At 69.4% G+C, this 7,780-nt stretch carries 9 protein-coding genes; all 9 read left to right on the forward strand.

What is annotated here, in order from left to right; genetic code table 11:
• Nucleotides 1–22: 22 nt before the first annotated feature.
• Nucleotides 23–610: a peptide deformylase gene (def, locus tag VGZ23_15080; GenBank protein HEV2358914.1), complete on the forward strand. Its 588-nt coding sequence runs from the start codon at nucleotides 23–25 to the stop codon at nucleotides 608–610.
• Entirely contained in the window at nucleotides 607–1,020 is a 414-nt protein-coding gene (locus tag VGZ23_15085) for a DUF2203 domain-containing protein (protein ID HEV2358915.1), read from the forward strand. The genes def and VGZ23_15085 overlap by 4 nt, the downstream gene beginning before the upstream one ends.
• 12 nt (nucleotides 1,021–1,032) lie before the next feature.
• Nucleotides 1,033–2,424 carry a dihydrolipoyl dehydrogenase gene (lpdA, locus tag VGZ23_15090; GenBank protein HEV2358916.1) on the forward strand — a complete coding sequence of 464 codons (1,392 nt, stop codon included), beginning with the start codon at nucleotides 1,033–1,035 and terminating at the stop codon, nucleotides 2,422–2,424.
• Nucleotides 2,425–2,589: 165 nt separating this feature from the next.
• Entirely contained in the window at nucleotides 2,590–4,290 is a 1,701-nt protein-coding gene (locus tag VGZ23_15095) for a PQQ-binding-like beta-propeller repeat protein (GenBank protein HEV2358917.1), read from the forward strand.
• Nucleotides 4,291–4,411: 121 nt separating this feature from the next.
• On the forward strand, nucleotides 4,412–4,930 hold the full coding sequence (locus VGZ23_15100) for a sulfocyanin-like copper-binding protein (protein HEV2358918.1): 519 nt from the start codon (nucleotides 4,412–4,414) through the stop codon (nucleotides 4,928–4,930).
• A 29-nt stretch (nucleotides 4,931–4,959) separates the two neighbouring features.
• Complete coding sequence (locus tag VGZ23_15105; GenBank protein ID HEV2358919.1) at nucleotides 4,960–5,358, forward strand: hypothetical protein; 399 nt, start codon at nucleotides 4,960–4,962, stop codon at nucleotides 5,356–5,358.
• A 153-nt stretch (nucleotides 5,359–5,511) separates the two neighbouring features.
• Entirely contained in the window at nucleotides 5,512–6,561 is a 1,050-nt protein-coding gene (locus tag VGZ23_15110) for a thiamine pyrophosphate-dependent dehydrogenase E1 component subunit alpha (protein ID HEV2358920.1), read from the forward strand.
• A 1-nt stretch (nucleotide 6,562) separates the two neighbouring features.
• Nucleotides 6,563–7,546 carry an alpha-ketoacid dehydrogenase subunit beta gene (locus VGZ23_15115; protein ID HEV2358921.1) on the forward strand — a complete coding sequence of 328 codons (984 nt, stop codon included), beginning with the start codon at nucleotides 6,563–6,565 and terminating at the stop codon, nucleotides 7,544–7,546.
• Between the two features lies 1 nt (nucleotide 7,547).
• Nucleotides 7,548–7,780, forward strand: a 233-nt coding sequence (locus tag VGZ23_15120) for a biotin/lipoyl-containing protein (protein HEV2358922.1), incomplete at its 3' end; no start/stop codon positions are given.

The raw sequence follows: 7,780 nt of genomic DNA on the forward strand, positions 1-7,780 counted from the left end.
GCGTCCCGGTCCGCGAGGCCGCGTGCGGCCGATCGTCACCCTCAACGACCCCGACGCCGAGCTGCTGCGGCGCCGGAGCCGTCCTGTGCCCGCGGTCGACGGGGCCATCAGGCGTCTGGTCGCGGACATGGCCGTGACGATGCGTCACGCCAACGGGGTCGGGCTTGCCGCAGTGCAGATCGGCGTCCCGCTGCGGGTGCTGGTGGCCGACACCGGGCGCGGCCTGCTCGCGCTCGTCAACCCGCGCCTGCGCCGCGGGAGCCGCACAAACGTCGACGACGAAGGCTGCCTCAGCGTGCCGGGCGTGGTGGTGCCGGTCCGCCGCGCCCTGCGGGTCACGGTGCAGGGCACGCTGGTGACCGGCCGCCGGGTGGGACTGCGGGCCAGCGGATTCATCGCCCGCATCCTCCAGCACGAGGTCGATCATCTGAACGGCGTGCTGTTCCTCGACCGCGCCCGCGGGGCGCGCGTGAGGCGGGGGGCGGCGCGGGCCGGTGCGACTTCCGGGATCCGGCGTCCGAGCCGGGCCCGGCCGGCGGATCGCTGGCGGGGCAGCGCGCTCGCCGTGGCCGCATCGGCGCGGCGCCGTCCGGGCCGGCCCTCACGGTGACGGCCCGGTTTTTCACGGTGCCCGAAGCGCGGGCGCATCTGCCGCGGCTTCGCGAGGTCCTCGACGCACTGCGCCGTACGCGGCACCAGGCGCTCCTCAAGAAGGCCCGGATCGACATGTTGTGGAGGCGCCTCGAAGCCGGCGAGTCCGTCCTCGGCACGATCGCCGAGGAACAGAAGGAGCTGGACGGGTTCGTGTCGCGCCTGTCGGCGATCGTGCGGGACGTCGACGCCATCGGATGCATCCTCCGCGACATTGACGCCGGGCTGGTCGACTTTCCCGCCCGCGCCGGCGGCGGCCGTGCGGTGTTCCTGTGCTGGCGGCTCGACGAGCCCGACATCGGCTTCTGGCACGGTCCGGACGAGGGGTTCGCCGGCCGGAAGCCGCTCGAGGACCTGCCGCCGGAGTAGGAGGTGTGTCGCATGGACGCGTTTGATCTCATCGTCGTGGGCGGCGGGCCGGCCGGGTACGTCGGCGCGATCCGCGCAACGCAACTGGGTCTTCGCACCGCGCTCGTCGAGCGCGACAAGGTCGGCGGGACGTGCCTGCACGTCGGCTGCATCCCGACGAAGGTGCTGCTGCACACAGCCGGGCTGCTCGAGGACATGCGCGCGGCGGCGGAATTCGGCATCGCGGCCGACGGCGTGCGCCTCGACATGCCGCAGCTCCGCCGGCGGCTCGACCGCGTCGTCACCACGAACTTCCGCGGCGTCGAGTATCTCATGCGCAAGCACCGGATCACGGTCCTCCCGGGCAGCGGCCGCCTGCTCGACGGGACGCACGTCCGGGTCACCGGCCGCGACGGGACTGCGACCGACGTGGAGGCCCCGGCCGTCCTGCTCGCCACCGGATCGCGGCCGCGCGGCCTGCCCGGGGTGGCGATCGACAACGAACGCGTTCTCGACAGCACCGGGACGCTGCGCCTGACCGCGGTCCCGCGCTCGATCGCCATCATCGGCGCCGGGGCCGTGGGCGTCGAATTCGCCAGTGTGTTTGCCGGATTCGGTGCCCAGGTCACACTCATCGAATACCTGCCCTCGGTCCTGCCGCTCGAGGACGACGAAGTCGCGGGCGTCCTCGGCAAGGCGCTCCAGCGGCGCGGCGTGACGATCCGGACCGGCACGGCCGCGACCGCCGCGGAGCCGGCGGGCGGCGGCGTCCGGGTCACCCTGCGGACCGGCGATGCGGAAGAGACCGTCGACGCGGAGTACGCGCTGGTAGCCGTCGGCCGCGAGCCGGTGACGGACGGGCTCGGCCTGGACGAGGCCGGCCTGACCATCGAACGCGGCGCGCTGCCGGTCGACGCGCGGATGCGCACGTCGCTCCCGACGGTCTACGCGGCCGGCGACCTCACCGGGGGTCTGCTCCTGGCGCACGTCGCGTCGGCCGAAGCCACGGTCGCCGTGGAGGCGATCGCCGGGCAGGACCCGGCCCCGCTCGACCCTCTGCTCATGCCGCGGGCGACCTACTCGATTCCGCAGGTCGCAGGCGTCGGGCTCACCGAGCGTGAGGCGCAGGCCCGGGGCCGGGACGTCGCGGTGGGCCGGTTCCCGTTCATGGCGAACGCCCGGGCCGGCATCCTCGACCACCGCGAGGGTCTCGTCAAGATCGTGGCCGACCGGGAACTCGGCGAGATCCTCGGCGTGCACCTCGTCGGCCCGGAGGTCACCGAATTGCTGCCGGAAGCCGTGCTCGGCCGGAGCCTCGAGGCGACGGCGGTGGAGATCGGGCAGGCCGTGCACGCGCATCCGACGCTGTCCGAGGCGATGCGGGAAGCCGCGCTGGGCGCGCTCGGCCGAGCCATCCACGGCTGACGCGCCGCGCCGGCAGGAGAACGACTTCCGCGCGCCCAACTTCCGCAGCGACGTACGCGACAGCGACGTACGCGACGCACAGTGCCGTGCGCGCCGGCCAGTTCAATGTGTCATGCGCCTCGCATCGCGGAGGGTCGCCCACGGCCTACTCGAGGGGGGAGCGCGATGATACGGCGAGCGGTGGCGTTCTGCAGCGCCCTGGTATTGGTCGTCTCGCTCTTACTCGTCCCACCGCAAGGATTCCATCCCGCCGCGGTTCGGGCTCAGGGACCGATGCCGGACGCGGCGGCGCTCCTGGCGGCCGGCACCAACGCGAATGAGTGGCTGACGTACGGCCACGACTACACCAATCATCGATACTCGGCCCTCGACCAGATCAACACCTCGAATGTGTCGCAGCTCGTCCCTCGGTGGATTTTCCAGACCGGCATCGTGGCGTCGTTTGAGACTACCCCGATCGTGTACAACGGCACGATGTACATCACGACGGCCTACAACCATCTGTTCGCGCTGAACGCCCGGACGGGGAGGCAGATCTGGCGGTACGATCAGAAGCTGGGGGGAACGGAGATCTTCTGCTGCGGTCCGGTGAACCGGGGCGTGGGACTCGGCTACGGGACGGTGTACATGGCCACGCTCAATGCACAGCTGGTGGCTCTGGATGCCGCGACCGGAAAAGTGAAATGGATGAGGCAGGTCGCCGACCCGACGCTCGGTTATGCCCTGACGATCGCCCCGCTCGTGTACAAGAACCTCGTGATCGTGGGAACCTCCGGAGCCGAGTACGGCGTGCGCGGATTCATTCAGGCGTTCGATGCGCGCACCGGGGCGCCGGCCTGGCGCTTCTACCTGACGCCCAGCACCGGGTGGGAGGGGAAGTGGGCGACCACGACGCCGGAGGGCGAGAATCTCCACCGCAACATCGCCGCCGAGAAGGTCGCCTGGCCGCGCTACAAGGACGCCTGGAAGCGCGGCGGCGGCTCGACCTGGGTGACTCCGGCGGCTGATCCGGCGCTGAACCTGATCTACTTCGGAGTCGGGAACCCCTCGCCGGACCTGGACGGAGCCATCCGGCCGGGCGACAACCTCTTCACGGAATCGATCGTCGCCGTCAATGCGGCCAACGGCAGGCTCGCCTGGTACTATCAGGAAGTTCCGCACGATGTGTGGGATCTCGACCAGACGAGCCCGCCGATCCTGTTCAGCGTAACCGTCAACGGGCAGACCGTCCCCGCGGTCGGCGCGGCCGGGAAGACCGGGTGGTTCTACATCCTCGACCGGCGGACCGGGAAGCGCATTCTCCGCAGCCAGGAGTTCGTCCGACACCAAAACCTCTTTGCCCAGCCGACCCCCGCGGGCGTTCGAATGCTCCCCGGTGCCAACGGAGGCGCGGAGTGGTCGCCGTCTTCCTACAGCCCCCAGACCCAGAATGTGTACATCGCGGGGTTGGAGCAGCCGATGACGTATGCCACCCACTTCGCCCCGTACCAGAAGGGCCGGCTGTGGCTGGGGAGTGCCTTCACCAGCATCCCGGGGGAACAGCAGTACGGGACGTTCACGGCGATCGATACCAACACCGGAAAAGTGACCTGGCAGAAGAAAATAGCGCAGCCGATGATGGGCGGGTCATTCGTCACCGCGGGCGGGCTCGTGTTCACAGGTGAAGGCAACGGCAACTTCGACGCCTTCGACGCCAAGACCGGCGCGTTGCTCTGGCAGTTCCAGGCGGGAGCGGGCGTGAACGCCGCGCCGATGGCGTACTCGCTCGACGGCCAGGAATACATCGCCGTCGCGGCAGGGGGGAACTTCCAGCTCAGCTATCCGTACGGCGATGCGCTGATTGTGTTCGCGCTCCCGAAGCATTAGACCGGGTCCGGATTCCCATGCGGCCCGGGCCGAACGGTCGCGGCCCGGGCCGAGGTGTCTTGGGACGCGACCGGGACGGAAGGCAGGAGGTGCCGCATTGGGGTCTCGTAGGATGGTCGGTGTGATCGCCGGCGTCGTCTTCGTGGCACTCGGCCCGGCCGGTCCCGCACCTCAACCGGGATGGGCGGCCGCCGGCCTGCCGGCGTGGGTCACGGTGAGCGCCGCCCGGAAGCGCGTGGTCCTGACCGTGACGGCGTCGTCGACCGGTGCGAACGGTACGCTCAACTTCAACGGCTACGCCGCAGGACAGATGACGGTCACGGTGCCCGCCGGATGGCGGGTCCACGTCGATTTTGTGAACGCCGGCGCGGGCGCGCTGCCGCACAGCCTCGAGGTGATCCGCACCGTGCCGCCCTCGAAGCTCCCGACGCAGGGGATCGCTCCCGCGATCGCCGGCGCGGAGTCCGGGGAGCTGGTCCCCGGCGTTCCTCCGTTGCAGCGCGACAGCTTCGAGTTCACGGCGCGGCCCGCCGGGGCCTACCTGTGGATCTGCGGGGTGCCGGCGCACGCCATCCAGGGAATGTGGAATCGGTTTGTGGTCAGCGCGAGTGCCAAAGCGCCGTCGGTCACGGTCAAATGATCGGGAGATCGAGGCGGGGGGAGGGGATCATGCGGGCGGTGCTTACGATCGGCGCGGTGCTGGTCTTTCTCCTGACCGGCTCCGCCGTGGCGTTCGAGGATCCGCACGGCATAGGGTACGACGGCCGCGATTGGAAGACGATGCCGGAGCACGAGAGGCTCGCCTACGTCGCGGGGTTCCTGGCCGGCACGGTCACCCAACAGGCGATCGCCGTGCACCGCGCCAACCCGAAGATCTCGATCGACGCGGCGGCCTCCCACATCGTGAACAGTCACACCGGAGCCTTTCCGTTCGGAGTGAACGTCTACACAAACGATCTCGACGATTACTATTTCTATACCAACAACCTTCCGACGAAGATCTACCGCGCGATGGTTGATGAGAACGGGGAGATACTCAAGAATCCCGGGGCCAAGGGACCCAAGTAGTTGAGACAGGTGCGGGGCTTTCAGGCAACGAAAAATTGGTAAGTTGGCCCTGGTTCGAGGAAACTATCCGACGCGGCTCCACGTAGCGGCGTGGCGCGGCGCCGGACACGCGGCCCACGAGGCACGCGGCGTCCGGAGCGGAAGGGGACCCTCATGAGCGCACCTGAAGCAAGGGCGGTCAAACCACGCGAGGACGTGACCCCCACGAGCCTGGGGCTCAGCGACGCGGACGTCCTCGACATGTATTACTACGTCCGCCTCGCCCGCGCCGTCGACGACCGAATGTGGGCGCTGCAGCGGTCGGGCGGCGCGGCGTTCGTCATCTCCGGACAGGGCCACGAAGGCGCGCAGGTCGGCGCGATCTACGCGCTCAACCGCGAGAAGGACTGGCTGGTGCCGTTCTATCGCTCCGTCGCCGCGGTGCTGACCAAGGGCATGCCGGCGGCGGAGATCTTTCTTATTCAGCTCGGCAAGGCGGCCGACCCGAGCAGCGGCGGCCGGCAGATGCCGGGCCACTACGGGCACCGCCATCACAAGATTCTCTCGACCAGCAGTCCGGTCGCGACACAGGCGCTCCACGCCGCGGGCATCGCCTATGCCGCGAAGGTCCGCCGGACCGGCGAGATCGCGCTCACCGAGCTCGGCGAGGGCTCGACGAGCGAAGGGGACTTTGCGGAGGCGCTCAACTTCGCCGCGATCCACCGGCTCGGCGTGATCTTCATGGTGGAGAACAACGGGTACGCGATCTCGGTGCCGCTCAGCAAGCAGATGGCCGTCCCCAATGTGGCGATGCGCGCCGCCGGTTTCGGCCTCGCGGGCGTGACGGTCGACGGCAGCCACGTGCTCCAGACGTACGCCGCGGCGAGGGACGCCGTGGCGCGCGCCCGCCGCGGCGAGGGGCCGACGCTCCTCGAGGTCATGGTCCCCCGCCTGACCGCGCACAGCAGCGACGACAGCCAGGAGAAGTATCGGTCCGGCGACGAGATTGCGCGCGACCGTGCGCGGGATCCGGTGCACGTGTTCACCGACGAACTCCGGGGCTGGGGCATCCTGACCGACGTGCGCGAGCAGGAGATCCTCTCCCGCATCCAGCACGAGATCGACCTCGGCACGGAGATGGCGGAAGAAGCGGCCCTGCCCGATCCCGCGACCGCGACGCGCCACGTGTACGCCGAGCCGCCCGGACCGGGGCTGCGCGTGTAACATGGCCGACAAGCGCTATCTCGACGCGATCCACGACGCCCTGCACGAGGAGATGTCGCGCGACGAACGCATCGTCGTGATGGGCGAGGACGTCGGACGGAAAGGCGGCGTGTTCGGGGTCACGGACGGCCTCTACGAGATCTTCGGCGAAGCCCGCGTGCTCGACACGCCGCTCGCCGAATCGTGCATCATCGGCGTGGCCCTCGGCATGTCGGTGAACGGCCTGATCCCGGTGCCCGAGATCCAGTTCGCCGACTTCATTCATCCCGCGTTCGACCAGATTCTGAGCGAAGTAGCGCGCCTCAGGTACCGGTCCAACAACGATTACGCCTGCCCGATGACGATCCGCGTGCCCTACGGCGGCGGCGTGCACGGCGCCCTGTACCATTCGCAGTCCATCGAGGCGTTCTACGCGCACGTCCCGGGGCTCAAGATCGTCGCGCCGGCCACGCCGGACGACGCGAAGGGGCTGCTCAAGGCCGCGATCCGGGATCCAGATCCGGTGATGTACCTCGAACACAAGAAACTCTATCGCTCCGTCCGCGGCGACGTGCCGGACGCCGATCATCTTGTGCCGATCGGGCCGGCGGTGGTGCGCCGCCCCGGCCGGGACCTCAGCATTTTTGCCTACGGCTTGATGCTGCACGAGGCGCTCGCGGCGGCCGAGACGCTGAGCGGGGAGGGCATCGAGGCCGAGGTCGTGGACCTCCGCACGATCAAGCCGCTCGACGCGGGGACCATTCTCGCGTCCGTCGAGCGGACCAACCGCGCGCTCATCGTCCACGAGGACAACCGGTTTGGCGGGTTCGGCGCCGAGATCGCGGCCACGATCGCCGAGGAAGGCTTCCGGTATCTGGACGCTCCGCCGACGCGGCTGTGCGGGCCGGATGTCCCCGGCGTGCCGTTCTCGCCGCCGCTCGAGACCTGGTTCATGCTGGACCGCGAGAAAATCGCGGCGGCGGCGCGCAACGTCGTCGCCTACTGAAATGCCGACCGAGATCCGCATGCCCCAACTGGGCGAGAGCGTACACGAAGGGACGCTCGGCCGGTGGCTCAAACAGGCCGGGGATCCCGTGGCCAAGTACGAGCCGCTGGTCGAGGTGATTACCGACAAGGTCAACGTCGAGATGCCGTCGCCGTTTGCCGGCGTGCTGGACCAGATCCTGGTGCAGGAAGGGCAGACGGTCACCGCCGGGACCGTGATCGCGACGATTCGGGA

It is taken from the genome of bacterium, assembly GCA_035945995.1.
Classification (GTDB): Bacteria; Sysuimicrobiota; Sysuimicrobiia; order Sysuimicrobiales; family Segetimicrobiaceae; genus DASSJF01.